Here is a 13,689-nt window from a genome sequence, read left to right on the forward strand (position 1 = left end):
TGACAAACAGTCACCCTTTTACAGGAGATCCCCATGATCGAAGTGACCGAGGTTTCCATTGCCGAGCTGCGTGCCGCGCTCGAATCAGGCCGCACCACAGCGGTCGAACTGGTCAAGGCCTATCTGGCCCGGATCGAGGCCTACAACGGCCCCGAGACTGCCACCAAACTCAACGCCGTGGTGGTTGCCAATCCCGATGCGCTGAAAGAAGCCGAAGCTTCCGATGCCCGCCGCGCCCGTGGCGAGACCCTGAGCCCGCTCGACGGCATCCCCTACACCGCCAAAGACAGCTATCTGGTCAAGGGGCTGACAGCCGCCTCCGGCAGCCCGGCCTTCAAGGATCTGGTGGCCCAGCGCGATGCCTTTACCGTTGAGCGCCTGCGCGCCGCCGGTGCCATCTGCCTTGGCAAAACCAATATGCCGCCGATGGCCAATGGTGGCATGCAGCGCGGCGTCTATGGCCGTGCCGAGAGCCCCTACAACGCCGACTACCTGACCGCACCGTTTGCCTCTGGCTCCTCCAACGGTGCCGGTACCGCCACCGCCGCCAGCTTCTCCGCCTTTGGTCTGGCGGAAGAGACCTGGTCGAGCGGCCGTGGCCCGGCCTCCAACAACGGTCTGTGTGCCTACACCCCGTCCCGTGGCGTCATCTCGGTGCGCGGCAACTGGCCGCTGACTCCGACCATGGATGTGGTGGTGCCCTATGCCCGCACCATGGCCGATCTCTTGGAAGTGCTCGACGTAGTGGTCGCCGACGATACCGACACCCGTGGCGATCTGTGGCGCATGCAGCCCTGGGTGCAGTTGCCCAAGGCCTCCGAGGTGCGTCCGGCCTCCTATCTGGAGCTGGCAGCCAAGGCCGATGCCCTCAAGGGCAAGCGTCTCGGCGTGCCGCGCATGTTTATCAACAAGGATGAACTGGCCGGCACCAGCGAAAACCCCGGCATCGGCGGCCCGACCGGTCAGCGCATCCATACCCGCGAGACCGTGATCGCGCTGTGGGAGCAGGCCCGTCAGGCGCTGGAAGCCGCGGGCGCTGAAGTTATCGAAGTGGACTTCCCGCTGGTATCCAACTGCGAAGGGGACAGACCCGGCGCGCCGACCGTGTTCAATCGCGGCATCGTGAGCCCGGAGTTTCTCAACGACGAGCTGTGGGAGCTCTCCGGCTGGGCGTTCGACGACTTCCTGCGCGCCAACGGTGATCCCAAGCTCAACAAGCTGGCCGATGTCGATGGGCCGAAGATCTTCCCCCACGACCCGGGCACCCTGCCGAACCGCGAGGGCGATCTGGCGGCGGGCATGGACGAGTACGTCAATATGGCCAAGCGCGGCCTGAAATCCTGGGACGAGATCGCCACAGTGCCGGACGGCCTGCGCGGTCTGGAGAAAACTCGCAAGCTGGACTTGGAGGACTGGATGGACGGGCTCAAGCTCGACGCCGTGCTGTTCCCGACCGTCGCTGACGTCGCCCCGGCTGATGCGGATGTGAATCCGGCCTCCGCCGATATCGCCTGGAGCAACGGCATCTGGGTTGCCAACGGCAACCTCGCCATTCGCCATCTCGGCGTGCCGACCGTTACCGTCCCTATGGGGGTGATGGCCGATATCGGTATGCCGGTGGGCCTGACCTTCGCCGGTCGCGCCTATGACGACAACAACCTGCTGCGCTTTGCTTCGGCCTTCGAGTCCACCGGCAGCAAGCGTATGGTGCCGCCACGCACGCCGCCGTTGGGGTGAGTGCCATCAGGGATTGAATATTAGTAGTTTTTCTTGTGATAACGAACACAAAACCACCCGCTATGCGGGTGGTTTTTTATCCTCCTGATGGTCCAGTATTGAGACCAATCCCCTTGCGCTGAGAAAAGTGTGAAAGATATCTGAGATTTAATTTTATTACTGAAATCCTTATAGAAAAAACAATAAATTTCGCGTATAAAAGGCTTCAATAGAGCCTATTTGAACACCACTATAGATAGTTAATCTGATAAGGGAATATATTTATGGGGTTATTTTTAATATGAACTATTTCCCTCCGCCAGATACATACCCAAATTTTATTGGAACCGCCTCATTACTAGTGGCAGCCATTTGTTTATGCATTACCTTCATGGAAAAGCAAAGAGGCCATGCTACAAAGCTGTTCTCTATTATGTTGGTCACATCTATTGCATTTTTCTCTTCTCACTGGACCACATACTTCGCAGCTATATTTATAGTGGCAACAGCAGTCACTGAACTAGAGTTTTTACAAAATCTTGCCGCTATAATAAGCAAAGATAAAAATTACTTTGATTTTAAAAAAGAAGTTTTGAGCAAAGAAGATAATCTACGTAGAAAGGTCGAAGAGGCTGTAGCCGAAGAAATAGCATCAGTGGTTCCCCCCACATCACCACAAAAATTTAAAAGCACATCAATTAATATTGCAAAGCTTAATGAACAAGGCCATGGTGCTACTATGAGGCTTGCATTGGACATTGAAGAGAAGGCTTTGAATTTAGTATCTCAAACACATGGTGAGATAGAGCGTAATGTACGGATAACACAAAACAATAAATTTGTAGAGTTTGATGGATTCATTTCCAGTAAAGACAATAAAAACAACAAGATATTCGAAGTGAAATGGTTGAGGAATCCAAGTCAGTTGACCGCATACCTAGCCTTCTCCATTAGTAGAATTAAAAACGCATGTCAAATTCATGAGGATATCACTGGACATAAACCAGAAATACATCTCATTTTGGTATTGAATTCAGAATTGAAGGCCGATGAAAAAGAAAGAATAAGTCAAAGTGAAAAAGACAATAACATATGTATCTCATATATAACCCTAGATCAACTTGGTTACGAGATAATCGGTTGATATAGACCGTATATACTGTCTGCTTTAGCTTTAGGGCATTGGTTCTAATAGTGAGCGTATTCGGACGAACGCGAACAAGTAGTGGCCGAGAAGCAGGTGATATTCAGAGTTTCCTGTTGGCCTTGCCATGACTCGAGGCGTGGCGATAAACGGACGATTACGCTGCGCTAATCGACCCTACATTGTGGGAGTTATTGTTATCTCCAGCCCTTCTCCCCTTGTTTGTGATCAAAAGTGGGAGAAGGGAGCAGATATGCCCCGCTAGTTGTGTGTTGGCTCTGTGGTTCGGGTGAATATGAGCAGCGTGGAATTGGCTCGGGCCATCCCCTCTCCCTCGGAATAGGGCTAGGGTGAGGGGCCGCTATCTGTGTTGCAGGTTCGAATAGCGAAGCGTATTCGGACGTTTGCGAATAGATCGTGGCCGAGAGGCCGCCGATTCCCCCTGATTTTTCTGAATTCCCCCAGACTTCACTTTCTCTTCACACAACCTCATTTTCCCCTCACAAATCCCCCGTATCTTCTGCCCACTGCTTAAAAGGCCCGGCTTGCCACAGGGGTGGCGAGGGGGCGGTTGGTTCGAGGGAGCAAGATGATGAAAGGTTGGATGAAGTGCACATTGGCCGGGGCCGTGGTGCTGATGGCGAGTTTCTGGGGTGGCAGCGTGCGGGCAGCGGGGATCGAGCTCAAGCAGGTAAGCGGCCCTGTCTATGTGGTGGAGGACAACTACTACGTCAAAGAGAACTCCATGGTCTATTTCGGGGCCAAGGGGGTGACTGTGGTGGGGGCGACCTGGACGCCGGATACCGCCCGCGAGCTGCACAAGCTCATTAAACGGGTCAGCAGCAAGCCGGTGCTGGAGGTGATCAACACCAACTACCACACCGACCGGGTGGGTGGTAATGCCTACTGGAAGTCCATCGGGGCCAAGGTGGTAGCGACGCGCCAGACCCGGGATCTGATGAAGAGCGACTGGGCCGAGATTGTCGCCTTTACCCGCAAGGGGCTGCCGGAGTTCCCGGATCTGCCGCTGGTGTTGCCCAACGTGGTGCACGATGGCGACTTCACGCTGCAAGAGGGCAAGGTGCGCGCCTTCTACGCGGGCCCGGCCCATACGCCGGACGGCATCTTTGTCTACTTCCCCGACGAGCAGGTGCTCTATGGCAACTGCATCCTCAAGGAGAAGCTGGGCAACCTGAGCTTTGCCAATGTGAAGGCCTATCCGCAGACCATTGAGCGGCTCAAGGCGATGAAGCTGCCGATCAAGACGGTGATTGGCGGGCACGACTCGCCGCTGCACGGCCCCGAGCTGATTGATCACTATGAAGAACTGATCAAGGCGGCGCCCCAGAGCTGACCCGCGCTGTTTTTAACAATGCCGCCGCTTGTGGCAAGCGCTGCGCCGGTATAGAACGCTGCGCAGCCGTGCAAAAGGCCCGTTACGGGCCCTTTTGCTATCAGATCAGCCACTGCCACCAGGTGAGGCCGATGCTCATCACCACGGCAAAGCCCACGATGGCGATCACCAGACCGATGCGCATCCACTCCGCGCTGGTGTGATAGCCCATCCCCATCAGCAGCGGGATGCGGGCGTGGGAGTAGGTGGCGAGGTTGCAACCCACGTTGGTGATGGCGGCGATGCTGAAGATGGCCAGCTCGGCAGGTACGCCGACCGCCAGCAGGGCCCCGGCAATGACCGGCGCCAGCGCCACCACCTTGGCGGTGGCCGAGGCGAAGGCGTAGGAGGTAAAGAGGTAGAGCCCCATCACCACCAGCAGCATGGTAATGGTGCCGAGCCCGCCGAGGGTGCTGTGCATAAAGCCGGAGAGTTCATCCCCCAGCCAGCCGGTAAAGCCGACCCGTTTCAGGTTGTCAGCCATCCCCATCAGCACGCTGAACCAGATCAGGGTATCGAAGGCGGCGCTGTTGCCCTTCACATCGTTCCAGTTCAGCACCCCGAGCAGCAGCAGGGCGGTCAGACCGAGAAAGGCAACCGTGGTGGCATCCAGCCCCAGATTGCTGCCGCCAACCCAGAGCACCACCAGACCGACAAAGACCCCGAGCAGGCTCTTCTCATGGCGGGAGAGGGGGCCCATTTTGGCCAGCTCCTCGCGGGCGAAGCGGGGTGCATCCGGTGTGTCGCGGGTCTCGGGGCGGATCACCAGATAGAGCACCAGCGGCATGATCAGCAGCAGACCGATGGCGGGCGGCAGCAGGTAGAGCGCCCATTCGCGAAAGCCGATCGTCAGCCCGGCGACGCTGGCAGCAATGCCGACCAGCGCCAGATTGCCGGCAAAGCCGGTGCTGAAGGCGACCGCCGAGGCGTCGTTCATGGCGCTGACGCTGGAGAGCAGGAACTGCCCCAGCTTGCGGTCATCCTTGTTGATGGTCTTGGCCAGCGAGTCGGCAATGGGGGCGACGATGGCGGCGCGGGCCGTGTTGCTCGGAGTAGCGGGGGCCAGAATAAAGTCGGCAACCGCCAGACAGTAGGCGGAGCGCAGGGTGGACTGGCCAAAGCGGCTGAGCAGCAGCAGGGCGATCCGCTTGCCAAGACCGGTCTTGGCAAAGGCGCTGGCAATCATGAAGGCGATGACGATAAGCCAGATCAGCGGGTGGTTGAAGTCGACCAGCGCCCCTTCGATGGCCGCCTTGGGGGTCGCTTCGCCACCGGCATGGAGCACGGCGTAGAGCCCGAGGGAGAGGATGGCGATATAGCCGGTCGGCGCTATGTTGGTGACGATGACCAGTATGGTGGCGATAAACAGAATGGCGGTGTGGTAGGCCGCCGGTGCCAGTCCGGCCGGGGCTGGCAACTGCCAGCAGAGGATAGCCAGCAGCACGGTCACGAGTGCTGCGAGCTGGGCGAGAGTGAGTTTTTTCATAAGATTCCTGTCCGGAATGGTGGGGAGGGAGCGATTGAGGCCGCTTCGGCCCTACTATAAGAGGGGTAATGGTGGATGCCAAATCCATCAATTACACCAAATGAGCATTCGATTAATTGCGGCTGTTTTTAACGGCGTCTTTGGCTTTGTGAGCTCGGGTTGATGAAGAGGTGAGTGAAGGAGTCGTTGCGACCTGGGGGGCTGGCGGGATTAAGGCTGTTCAAGGCGGGTGGGCTTTCATAAGATGGCCCTCTCTCTTTTCCCTGAAAGTTATCCATTTTCGTTATGCAATACGCCTCTCTCGCGCGCCTCAAGCAGGCCTTTATCACCGGGATGTGGGCCTCACTGGTCAGCATCGTTATCGGCTTCGCCTTCAAGGTGTGGCTGGCGCAGTGGGTCGCCAAGGGGGAGCTGGCGCTGTTCAACAGCGTGGTGGATTTGATCTCCCTCTCCTTTATCCTGATGACAGGTTTTCGCTCCTCCATGGTGGTGAGCTACTCCCAGACCAAGAACGATCGGGACATCATCAATATCTTCCGCTACTTCCTCATCGGCATCGTGCTGCTCACCTGGGGGGCGGTGATCCCCTATATCAAGCACGGGCTCCATATCCGGGTGGAGTATCTGCAACTGGTGGGGGTCATCTTCGGGCTGGGGCTCAAGGTCTACTTCACCAATCTGGTGGCCATGTACCGGATGTATGCGCTCTCCAACCGGGTCACCTGGCTGGAGCCGCTGGCCAATGGTCTGCTGTTTATGGCCTGTTACTTCGGGCTGGGGATGGATGCGCTTGCCTCGCTCTTCTACGGGCTGACCTTCTCCTCGCTCGCCATCGCCGGTTATATGTATGTTTCGCGCCGTCGGGCCATCGCCACCAGGCCGCTGGCCAAGGTAGCGCTCGGCCCCGAGATGGTGAGCTATGTGAAGAAGAGCTTTACCGCCTCGCTGGAGGCGGGGGCCAGTATCCTGATGATCTACATCACTGTGCTGCTCACCATCCGCCACTTCAGCATCGACGAGCTGGGGGATTTTCAGGTGGTGGTGCGTCCCATCTTCACCTATATGACCACCCTGTTTGTCTTCCCCATCTACCGCTTTGTGCTGCCTGAGCTGGCGGTCAATCTGCGCAACGGCGATCACCGCCAGATAAGGCTTATTCGCCGCTGGATCTTCCGCCTCTCCGCCATCGTCAGTCTGGCGTTCTTTGGTTTGATGCTGCTGGCGGGCAAACCGCTGGTGCTGTTGTTCTTCCCCGCCGACTACGTGGGGGCGGTGCCTGTGCTGTTCCACTTCTCCATCTTCTTTATCTTTATGATGCTTAACGGCTATCAGCTCGCCTATATCAAGGCTCACGGTCACTTTACCCAGAGTTTGCTGATCCGGCTGGCGGGCATAGTGGCACTGGTCGCCGCCTACTATCTGGTGGCCGAGTTCACCGCCAACGTGGTGGCGATTATCGTGGCGCTGGGGCTCGGTTATATGGTGATGTTTATTCTCTCGACCCTGGCGGAGCGGCAGATCTTGCGATCCCTGCCACTGGTGCTGGCGACCCGCTAGGGTGCTACTCGCCAAGAGCTGGCTCCTGTCAGATAACAAAAAACGCCCGTGCGGGCGTTTTTTTATTGGCGGCGCAGGGGAGGTTTAACGCTTGCCCTTGCCACCCTTGTTGCCAGCGAGGGCCTGCTTTCTGGCGCGCTGCTTCTGAGCCGCCTTGCTGTTGCGACGCGGCTCGGGCTCGAAGCGGGTGAGATCCGGCTCAAAACCGGGAAACCACTGCTGGGGCAAACGGGCGTCGAGTACAGCTTCCACCTTCTCCAGCAGGGGCGCATCTTCCGGGCTGAACAGGGTAATGGCGAGCCCCTTGTTGCCGGCGCGACCGGTGCGACCGATACGGTGGACGTAGTCCTCCGCCACAAACGGGAATTCGAGGTTAATCACGTAGTTGAGATCCGTGATATCGAGGCCGCGGGCTGCCACGTCGGTGGCGACCAGCGCCTGCAAGGTGCCGGCGCGAAACTCCAGCAGCACTTTTTCTCGCGCGCTCTGCGACAGATCGCCGTGGAAGGCCAGCGCATTGATATCAGCCTTGCCAAGCTGTTGGGCCAGCTTGTCAGCACCTTGGCGGGTGCGGCTGAAGATGAGTGCCGGTGTCCACCCTTTCACTTTCAGCATATGTTCGACCAGCGCCAGCTTGCGATCGCTATCCACCGTGTAGACCCGCTGCTCCACCTCGGCCGCCGTGGTGTTGCGCGGCGCCACTTCAATCAGCTCGGGGTCGCGCAGCAGCACCTTGCAGAGGGCAAACAGGTTGTCGTCGCAGGTGGCGGAGAAGAGCAGGGTTTGGCGATCCACCGGGATCTGTTTGAGCAGCGCCTTGATCTCGTCCATAAAGCCCATGTCGAGCATGCGATCCGCCTCGTCAAACACCAGATGGCGCAGGCTATCCAGGCTCAATGCCCCCTGACGCAGATGGTCGAGCAGGCGGCCCGGGGTGGCGATCAGGATATCCACCCCGGCTTGAAGCGCCTCTACCTGAGCCGCGATACTCACCCCGCCGTAGACCAGCGTGCTGGTGAGACCTGTCCCCTGGCCGTAGCGCGCGACACTCTCGGCAACCTGTACCGCCAGCTCGCGGGTCGGCACCAGCACCAGCGCCCGGATCGGGCGGGGCTCTGCTTGTGGCTGTTGTAGCAACTGCTCCAGCAGCGGCAGCACAAAGGCGGCGGTCTTGCCGGTGCCGGTCTGGGCCCCCGCCATCAGATCCCGTCCCGCCAGAATGACCGGGATGGCGCGAGCCTGAATGGGGGTCGGCGCGGCATAGCCCAGTTCGCTCAGGGTCTGCTGCAAGCGGGGGGAGAGGGCCAGTTTGGCAAAGGAGGCAGTGGACATAGGGGCACCAGTCGGGGTTATCGCGGCCTGCGGCCACGATACAATGAGTGATCGTGGACGCGATGGTAACAGAAGCAGGGGGCGCGGCAGAAGGCGATGATGAGCAAGGGCGCATAGCTCCCGGTTTTGCATGCCGTGCATGGCGGTGGCGCAGGACCTCGTCGCCGCGCTCCTGTTTTACCGCGAGTCGGCAGTGCAAGGGGCATCCGCCATGACTCTACTCCACGATCAGCACACTCTCGCTGGCCAGATGGTGCAGCCACTCCCTGACGATCAGCAGCACGGCGGCAAAGTGCTCGTCGCGGGGCAGCAAGCTGGCGGCGAGGGGATCCCCTTCCGCCATGGCGGCCAGCTGGCCAAAGGCCTGCTCTATCTGCTCCCGCTCCAGCGGATTGTCGCCCAGCACGTCGGTGAGCGAGGGCTCCGCACGGAGTGTGAGAGGCAAGCCCGCAGGAATGGCCGGAGCAAGGCGCATCAGTTCGTCTTCCACCACCATGATGGCCCGCTCCAGTTCGAGCGGGGTGGGTGGCGCATTGCGAAACGGTCCGGGCTGGATGGCGTGGGTGCCAAAGGCCAGCGGGTAGTGTGACGGGGCCGCATCTGGCTGGCTCAGCCAGAGCTGACTGCTCTGTTCACCAATCTCCAGCAGCAGGGTCATCATCTCCGGTACGGGTTGTGTCATGGTGCTGAGCTCCTGTATTGTAAACGTTTTCCCATTCTGCCTTTGATACCCCCGCCGCCGACGTTTTGCGAGCACAATTTCTGCGAGTCGTCCCTCACTTTGTTGCAAACCCCTTGCAAAAAAATCCATTGGTGGCAGTTTGGATGTCTAAATGGCTATCGCCGTTTCGTTATCCTCAGATGATTCAGGAGTTCAGATATGGATATTCGCACCACACCCCGCGCCATCGCGCTCGCCCTCATGCTGGCAAGCGGCATCGCCGCCGCCAACGAAGCGCTGGTGATCCAGACCGATTTCGGCCTCAAAGATGGCGCCGTGTCGGCCATGAAGGGGGTCGCCTTCGGGGTGGATCGCACCCTGCCGCTCTATGACCTGACCCACGAGATCCCGGCTTACAACATCTGGGAAGCCTCCTACCGCCTCTACCAGACCCTGCAGTATTGGCCCAAGGGCACAGTGTTTGTCAGCGTGGTGGATCCCGGTGTCGGCACCGAGCGCAAGTCTGTGGTGCTCAAGACCAAGAGCGGTCACTACATCGTGACTCCGGACAACGGCACCCTGACCCTGGTGGCCGAGCACTTCGGCATCGAGGCGGTGCGCCAGATCGACGAGAAACTCAACCGCCTCAAGGGTTCCGAGAAGTCCTACACCTTCCACGGCCGCGATGTGTATGCCTATACCGGCGCACGGCTAGCCTCCGGCGCTATCAGCTACGAGCAGGTGGGCCCGCTCCTGCCCGCCGAGGTAGTGAAGATCCCCTATCAGCCTGCGGTAGCAGAGAAAGATGGCACCCTCAAGGGCACCATCCCGATCCTCGATGTGCAGTACGGCAACGTCTGGACCAATATCGACGATGCCTTGCTGACCAAGACGGGGATCAACAAGGGGGATAACGCCTGCATCAAGATCCGTGAAGGGGATGTGGTCAAATATGACGGCAAGGCCCCTTACGTCAGCAGCTTCGGTGACGTGCCGGAAGGTCAGCCGCTGGTCTACCTCAACAGTCTGCTGCAGGTGTCGGTGGCGCTGAACATGGACAGCTTCGCTGCCAAGCATCAGGTGCAATCCGGTGCCAACTGGCATATCAGCCTGAAGAAGTGCTCCTGACCCGCACATATATAAGTAGAGATAGAAACAGCAACGGGCGCCTCGGCGCCCGTTTTGTTCTCTGGTCATAAAGAAAGGGATCAGAACTCGTTGGAGAGCGCCTTGTACCCTTTGACCAGATCGATATTGGTGTGGGCCACATCTTCGGAGAACTCGGCGGCATCGACCGAGACCCGCGGGATATGGGTCAGATCGCTCTGCTGGTTGATGCGGGTGGTGGAGGGGACGTAGAACTCAGGCGGCAGATCGCAGCCATCAATCACCGAGTTGTGACGCACCACGGCACCGTCACCGATATGGCAGTTGAACAGCACGCTGTTGAAGCCGATAAAGACCCGGTTTCCCACTTCGCACGGCCCGTGGACGATGGAGCGGTGGGCGATGGAGGTGTACTCGCCGATAGTGACGGCGGCACCGGATTTGGAGTGGATCACCACGCCATCCTGGATATTGGAGTTGGCGCCGATGACGATGGGTTCCATATCTCCACTCTCATCCACCTCGTCGGCACGGATCACTGCATAGGGGCCGACAAAGACATTCTCTTTGATGATCACCTTGCCGCAGATGATGGCGGTCTTGTCGATATAGGCAGATTCGTCGATGACAGGCAGATGGCCGGAGGGATTCTTGCGGATCATGTTACATCCTGTGGTTGCTTGAAATAATGCGGTGGCGCACCCAGCGCCAGGATGCCAGCTTACGCCTCGTTATTATCTGGTGAAACCCCGAAGTGGTCTGACCCTTGTCGCAAGCCTTGGCGGGAGCACTGTTTCCGCGCGCTGGAATATGGGAGCATTGCAGCCATTCCCGAGTTGGTTTAAATGGACATATATAGATGAAGAAGATGATTGCCCTGCTGGCGGGTGGTTTGTTGCTCTCCTCGGCCGTGCAGGCCAAAGGGGAGGCGGGGGAGTTTGACTATTACGCCATGGCGCTCTCCTGGTCGCCCGAGCATTGCGCCGTCAAACCGGCGGATCGGGATCAGTGTTCCCGCAAGCTGGGGTTCGTGCTGCATGGTCTTTGGCCCCAGTACGATCGCGGTTACCCCAGCAACTGCACCCGCGAACGGCTCAATCCCGATATGGAGAGCGAGTTTGCTGACCTCTACCCCAGCCGTTTCCTCTATCGCCATGAGTGGGAGAAGCACGGTACCTGCTCCGGCTTGAGCCAGCAGGCCTTCCATCATCTGGCGAGCGATTTGCGCCAGAAGGTGAAGATCCCGGCGGCTTATCAATCCCCGGAAGAGCCGCTGCGCAAGAGCACCTTCCAGCTCAAGGCCGATCTGGCGAGCGCCAACCCGTGGCTGGCTCCCGACAACATCACGGTGGCTTGCGCCGATGGTGGCCGCTTCCTGCGGGAGATCTATATCTGCGTCAATAAAGAGGGGACGGATGCGGTCACCTGCTCCGCCGAGATGCAAAAGCGCGAGCGCCGCTCCTGCGGTCAGCCGGATTTCCTGCTGCGCAGCGTGCGTTAAGCCTCCATTCTCTTCATCGGGCCCCTTGCGGGCCTGATGTGTAACCACGGTTATCGGAAAGGAGTCTGACAGATGGATGGCAACAACCGGTTTGGCCCGCAAGAACGGGCAATGCTGCTCGGGGTGAAAGGAGTGGGGCCGACGGTTATCGAGCGGCTCGAACAGCTTGGCTACCATACCCTGGCCGGATTGGCCGAGGCCGACACCACCCATATTGTCCAGCTGGTGGCCAGCATGCTGGGCTCGACCTGTTGGCAGAACAGCCCGCAGGCGCGCAGTGCCATCGACGGCGCCATTGCGCTGGCCCGCGCACATCTGGTCGCCGATACGACAAGTGGGATGAATGGATGAGCCTCTTTAGCGAACTGGGGATGCGTTATCCCATCATTCAGGCACCGATGGCCGGTGTGCAGGGCTGCGAGCTGGCGCTGGCCGTGACCCGTGCGGGCGGCTTGGGCTCCTTGCCTGCCGCCATGCTCACGCCAGCGGAGCTGCGCGGCGAATTTGAGTGTCTTTCCCAACGTGGCCTTGGGCCATTTAACATCAACTTCTTCTGCCATCGGCAACGGGAACCGGATCCCGTTGTACTGGCCCGCTGGCAGCAGTGCCTTGTTCCCTACTACATCGAGTTCGGCATACTTCCCCCAGCGGTCACGATGGCGCCAAGCCGGGCCCCCTTCAATGAGGTGCATGCCGCCATGGTGGCCGAGTTCAGACCAGCGGTAGTCAGCTTCCACTTCGGCCTGCCCGCGCCCGAGCTGCTTGCTCAAGTGAAGGCTGCGGGGGCCAAGGTATTTGCCAGTGCCACCACGGTGGCGGAGGCTATTTGGCTCGCTCAGCACGGCGCCGATGCCATCATCGCTCAGGGATTGGAGGCGGGAGGTCATCGCGGTCATTTCCTCTCTGAGGATCTCGCGCTGCAGCAGAGCACCCTGACCCTGTTGGCGCAGATCCTCGCGGCAACCGACCTGCCGGTGATTGCCGCTGGTGGTATCGTCGATGGCAAGGGGATAGCCAACGCGCTGCAAATGGGGGCGAGCGCTGTGCAGATGGGCACTGCCTTTCTCTGTTGCCATGAAGCGACCACCTCGGCGCTGCATCGAGCCACCCTTCACTCACCCCAGGGCCAGCAGACGGCGCTGACCAATCTGTTCAGTGGCCGCCCGGCGCGGGGTATCGTCAACCGTCTGATGCGTGAGCTGGGCCCGCTCTCGGATCTTGCCCCTCACTTCCCCTATGCCAGTGGCGCACTGGCACCGCTGCGTGCCGCCGCCGAGAAGGCGGGGGACAGTGGCTTCTCTCCGCTCTGGGCTGGCCAGAATGTATCGGGCTGCCGGGATCTTCCCGCTGGCGAGCTGATGGCGTGCTGGGTCAAAGAGGCTGGATTGGGATAAGCGCTTCTATATACGCCTTCTTATATAGAAGATGTCGGGGGCGCTGCGCGTTAGACGCGACAGTGCGGCAATGGTGGATGAGTGCCAAGCCAGTACCCTTGTAAGGCATTTATCCGGTGTAAAACGTCCTCACTTCACCCTTGGTTGTGGATAAGTCTGTATAAAGACTGTGTGTTGATATGAATAACCAAGAAATTGCACTTTTTTGCAATTTTATTGCGGTAAAGCCTTGCCAATGTGAGCTGGATCTCTATAATGCGCCACATCGACAGGGCAAGCGGCAATGCAAACAACCTTGTCGGTAACCTCGAAAAGCCCTTAAAAATAAGGCTTGACTCGAGAAGGCGGTTGAGTAGAATTCCACTCCCGCAGCAACACACTGTTGCGTCGCTCTTTAA

The 13,689-nt window shown here is 58.9% G+C and carries 12 protein-coding genes; 8 read left to right on the forward strand and 4 right to left on the reverse strand.

Annotated elements, in window-relative coordinates:
- The first annotated feature begins 33 nt into the window (after positions 1–33).
- The 3 genes from G5182_RS16465 (at position 34) to G5182_RS16475 (ending at position 4,214) form a co-directional block, all read left to right on the forward strand.
- The gene (locus G5182_RS16465; RefSeq protein WP_421254542.1) at positions 34–1,737 is read left to right on the forward strand and encodes an amidase; all 1,704 of its coding nucleotides are present in this window, start codon (positions 34–36) and stop codon (positions 1,735–1,737) included.
- A gap of 370 nt (positions 1,738–2,107) precedes the next feature.
- Positions 2,108–2,860, forward strand: a complete 753-nt coding sequence (locus G5182_RS16470) for a hypothetical protein (RefSeq protein ID WP_368172550.1) — start codon at positions 2,108–2,110, stop codon at positions 2,858–2,860.
- Positions 2,861–3,449: 589 nt separating this feature from the next.
- A complete protein-coding gene (locus G5182_RS16475; RefSeq protein ID WP_421254543.1) occupies positions 3,450–4,214 on the forward strand; it encodes a CphA family subclass B2 metallo-beta-lactamase in 765 nt (254 codons plus the stop codon).
- Between the two features lie 100 nt (positions 4,215–4,314).
- Here G5182_RS16475 and G5182_RS16480 read toward each other — a convergent pair whose 3' ends face one another.
- Positions 4,315–5,739, reverse strand: a complete 1,425-nt coding sequence (locus G5182_RS16480; protein WP_421254544.1) for a DASS family sodium-coupled anion symporter — start codon at positions 5,737–5,739, stop codon at positions 4,315–4,317.
- Positions 5,740–6,024: 285 nt separating this feature from the next.
- Here G5182_RS16480 and G5182_RS16485 point away from each other — a divergent pair, with 285 nt between their 5' ends.
- Positions 6,025–7,296 (forward strand): hypothetical protein, encoded by a 1,272-nt coding sequence (locus tag G5182_RS16485; RefSeq protein WP_421254545.1) that lies wholly within the window; start codon positions 6,025–6,027, stop codon positions 7,294–7,296.
- Positions 7,297–7,380: 84 nt separating this feature from the next.
- On the opposite strand, the gene G5182_RS16490 is transcribed toward G5182_RS16485, so the two are convergent.
- Both G5182_RS16490 and G5182_RS16495 read right to left on the reverse strand, forming a co-directional pair.
- Entirely contained in the window at positions 7,381–8,628 is a 1,248-nt protein-coding gene (locus tag G5182_RS16490) for a DEAD/DEAH box helicase (protein WP_421254546.1), read from the reverse strand.
- Between the two features lie 217 nt (positions 8,629–8,845).
- Positions 8,846–9,310: a hypothetical protein gene (locus G5182_RS16495; protein ID WP_421231335.1), complete on the reverse strand. Its 465-nt coding sequence runs from the start codon at positions 9,308–9,310 to the stop codon at positions 8,846–8,848.
- A 198-nt stretch (positions 9,311–9,508) separates the two neighbouring features.
- Between G5182_RS16495 and G5182_RS16500 the strand changes: the two genes are divergently transcribed.
- Positions 9,509–10,417, forward strand: coding sequence for an SAM hydrolase/SAM-dependent halogenase family protein (locus tag G5182_RS16500; RefSeq protein ID WP_421231336.1), 909 nt, complete (start codon positions 9,509–9,511; stop codon positions 10,415–10,417).
- Between the two features lie 80 nt (positions 10,418–10,497).
- Here G5182_RS16500 and G5182_RS16505 read toward each other — a convergent pair whose 3' ends face one another.
- The gene (locus G5182_RS16505; RefSeq protein WP_005335471.1) at positions 10,498–11,058 is read right to left on the reverse strand and encodes a carbonate dehydratase; all 561 of its coding nucleotides are present in this window, start codon (positions 11,056–11,058) and stop codon (positions 10,498–10,500) included.
- Between the two features lie 197 nt (positions 11,059–11,255).
- Between G5182_RS16505 and G5182_RS16510 the strand changes: the two genes are divergently transcribed.
- The 3 genes from G5182_RS16510 to G5182_RS16520 all read left to right on the forward strand — a co-directional run bounded on the left by G5182_RS16510 (position 11,256) and on the right by G5182_RS16520 (position 13,291).
- The gene (locus G5182_RS16510; protein ID WP_421222918.1) at positions 11,256–11,897 is read left to right on the forward strand and encodes a ribonuclease T2 family protein; all 642 of its coding nucleotides are present in this window, start codon (positions 11,256–11,258) and stop codon (positions 11,895–11,897) included.
- Positions 11,898–11,969: 72 nt separating this feature from the next.
- Positions 11,970–12,248, forward strand: coding sequence for a helix-hairpin-helix domain-containing protein (locus tag G5182_RS16515; RefSeq protein ID WP_421222920.1), 279 nt, complete (start codon positions 11,970–11,972; stop codon positions 12,246–12,248).
- Positions 12,245–13,291, forward strand: a complete 1,047-nt coding sequence (locus tag G5182_RS16520; protein ID WP_201939653.1) for an NAD(P)H-dependent flavin oxidoreductase — start codon at positions 12,245–12,247, stop codon at positions 13,289–13,291. The genes G5182_RS16515 and G5182_RS16520 overlap by 4 nt, the downstream gene beginning before the upstream one ends.
- Positions 13,292–13,689: the final 398 nt, after the last annotated feature.

The sequence above is a fragment of the Aeromonas sp. 600948 genome, from assembly GCF_049174875.1.
Lineage (GTDB): Bacteria > Pseudomonadota > Gammaproteobacteria > Enterobacterales > Aeromonadaceae > Aeromonas > Aeromonas veronii_A.

Bases quoted from the DNA above. Each gene is read 5' to 3' on its own strand.
- G5182_RS16465 (WP_421254542.1), top strand. From the start codon at position 34: ATGATCGAAGTGACCGAGGTTTCCATTGCCGAGCTGCGTGCCGCGCTC.
- G5182_RS16470 (WP_368172550.1), top strand. From the start codon at position 2,108: ATGGAAAAGCAAAGAGGCCATGCTACAAAGCTGTTCTCTATTATGTTG.
- G5182_RS16475 (WP_421254543.1), top strand. From the start codon at position 3,450: ATGATGAAAGGTTGGATGAAGTGCACATTGGCCGGGGCCGTGGTGCTG.
- G5182_RS16480 (WP_421254544.1), bottom strand. From the start codon at position 5,739: ATGAAAAAACTCACTCTCGCCCAGCTCGCAGCACTCGTGACCGTGCTG.
- G5182_RS16485 (WP_421254545.1), top strand. From the start codon at position 6,025: ATGCAATACGCCTCTCTCGCGCGCCTCAAGCAGGCCTTTATCACCGGG.
- G5182_RS16490 (WP_421254546.1), bottom strand. From the start codon at position 8,628: ATGTCCACTGCCTCCTTTGCCAAACTGGCCCTCTCCCCCCGCTTGCAG.
- G5182_RS16495 (WP_421231335.1), bottom strand. From the start codon at position 9,310: ATGACACAACCCGTACCGGAGATGATGACCCTGCTGCTGGAGATTGGT.
- G5182_RS16500 (WP_421231336.1), top strand. From the start codon at position 9,509: ATGGATATTCGCACCACACCCCGCGCCATCGCGCTCGCCCTCATGCTG.
- G5182_RS16505 (WP_005335471.1), bottom strand. From the start codon at position 11,058: ATGATCCGCAAGAATCCCTCCGGCCATCTGCCTGTCATCGACGAATCT.
- G5182_RS16510 (WP_421222918.1), top strand. From the start codon at position 11,256: ATGAAGAAGATGATTGCCCTGCTGGCGGGTGGTTTGTTGCTCTCCTCG.
- G5182_RS16515 (WP_421222920.1), top strand. From the start codon at position 11,970: ATGGATGGCAACAACCGGTTTGGCCCGCAAGAACGGGCAATGCTGCTC.
- G5182_RS16520 (WP_201939653.1), top strand. From the start codon at position 12,245: ATGAGCCTCTTTAGCGAACTGGGGATGCGTTATCCCATCATTCAGGCA.